This window comes from Inquilinus limosus MP06 (genome assembly GCF_000767795.1).
GTDB lineage: Bacteria > Pseudomonadota > Alphaproteobacteria > DSM-16000 > Inquilinaceae > Inquilinus > Inquilinus limosus_E.
In genome coordinates this window covers 1-988 of sequence record NZ_JANX01001061.1, presented here as the reverse complement: position 1 = coordinate 988, position 988 = coordinate 1, and the positions used below count along the sequence as shown (strand labels likewise).

Genomic DNA, 988 nt, shown 5'->3' with positions numbered 1-988 from the left:
GCCGCGCTCGGTTGCCAAATTGACGGCGGCCTCGGTCACGCCGGGCACGGATTTCAGCTTCTTCTCGACCCGCGCGACGCAGGAGGCGCAGGTCATGCCCTGGATCGCCAGCTCGACCGTGTCCTGCGGCACGGCATAGCCGGCGCTCTCGATCGCCTTGACCACCGCCGGGATGTCCGGCGCGGCGGTGAAGGACACGTCGGCCCGCTCGGTGGCGAGGTTGACATTGGCGGCAGCAACGCCCGGCGTCTTCGCGATCGACTGCTCGACCCGGCGCACGCAGGAGGCGCAGGTCATGCCCTCGATGGTGAGCTGCACCACATCCCGAGCGCTGGAGTTCAAGGTTTGCACGGTCCCGATTCCCATCTCGCAACAGCGGATGTGGGGAGAGATGGACCTTCCCACAATGGGAAGGTCAAGGGGTGGTTCGGCGGGATCGGTCAGGACGGCGAAAACCCGCTTGACCTTCCCATGGTGGGAAGCCTGACAGTGCCCTGGTTCATGCGAAACAGGAGTCGAACCATCATGGGTGCAACGCTGTCCTTCCGGGTCGAGGACATGACCTGCGGCCATTGCGCCGGCACGATCAAGGGCGCGATCGAGGGCAGCATCCCCGGCGCGAAGGTAGAGGCCGACCCGGTGCGCAAGCTGGTCTCCGTCACCGGCACCGACGACCGGGCCCAGGTCGCCGGGCTGATCGCCGAAGCGGGCTATACGCCGGAAGCCGCCTGAGGCCGGGGCCTAAGTCGGGCCAATCAGTGCATTTGGCCGGTGATTGACGGGATGTCGACCTCTTCAACCTCTCCCGCAAGCAAAACCTTTCAGAATGCCACCACGTGGGTCGGCCCATCCTTTTTATCCTCCCCCTCCCCTTGCGGGAGGGGGTAGGGGGAGGGGTATTGGCGCCGATAGAATTGGTGTCGACTGTCGCCACCGGCCCCGCGGAAATCCTGGCTTATTCCACGCAGGCTCCCACCGTCGACAGCCC

Annotated in this window: 2 protein-coding genes; one reads left to right on the top strand and one right to left on the bottom strand. The window is 65.7% G+C overall.

Going from position 1 to position 988, the window contains the following annotated elements; translation table 11 throughout:
* A partial coding sequence (locus tag P409_RS41115) for a copper ion binding protein (RefSeq protein ID WP_034849721.1) occupies window positions 1-318 on the bottom strand: 318 nt, incomplete at its 3' end.
* Window positions 319-525: 207 nt separating this feature from the next.
* Between P409_RS41115 and P409_RS35180 the strand changes: the two genes are divergently transcribed.
* Window positions 526-732 carry a heavy-metal-associated domain-containing protein gene (locus P409_RS35180; protein WP_238578857.1) on the top strand — a complete coding sequence of 69 codons (207 nt, stop codon included), beginning with the start codon at window positions 526-528 and terminating at the stop codon, window positions 730-732.
* Window positions 733-988 lie beyond the last annotated feature (256 nt).